This is a genomic window from Streptosporangium carneum (genome assembly GCF_027922005.1).
Classification (GTDB): Bacteria; Actinomycetota; Actinomycetes; order Streptosporangiales; family Streptosporangiaceae; genus Streptosporangium; species Streptosporangium carneum.
This window is the reverse complement of sequence record NZ_BSEV01000151.1, coordinates 1-540: the sequence shown is the minus strand read 5'-3', so window position 1 is coordinate 540 and position 540 is coordinate 1. Positions and strand designations below refer to the sequence as shown.

General features: G+C 63.1%; 1 protein-coding gene. It reads left to right on the top strand.

Going from position 1 to position 540, the window contains the following annotated elements:
- Positions 1-28: 28 nt before the first annotated feature.
- On the top strand, positions 29-540 hold a 512-nt coding region (locus PKF00_RS44285; protein WP_271223797.1), incomplete at its 3' end, for an aminotransferase class V-fold PLP-dependent enzyme.

Sequence of the window (540 nt, the reverse complement as noted above, 5' to 3'; positions counted from 1 at the left end):
GATCCGCTCCTGGAACACCAATCACTGGATGGACATGCCGCGCCGGCTGGGCGGCAAGGTGGCCCCGCTGATCGGCGCGAAGCCCGAGGAGGTCGTCGTCGCCGATTCGACGTCGATCAATATTTTCAAGGCGCTGTCGACCTGTATTCAATTGCAGCCCGAACGGTCGGTCATCCTGTCCGAGACCGGTAATTTCCCGACCAATGTCTACATGATGCAGGGTCTGGCCGCGGCGTCCGGCGGCCGGGTCGAGCACAGGCTGGTGGCGACAGAAGACCTGGTCGATGCGCTCGACGAGACGGTCGCGGCGCTGCTGATCACCCAGGCCCACTACAAGACCGGCTATCTGCACGACATGCAGGCAATCACGCGCGCGGCCCAGGACAAGGGCGTGCTGGTGATCTGGGATCTGTGTCACTCGGCCGGGGCTCTGCCGATCGATCTGAATGCCTGCAATGCCGATTTCGCGGTGGGCTGCGGCTATAAATATCTCAACGGCGGACCGGGTGCGCCGGCCTTCATTTTCGTCGCAGAGCGGCA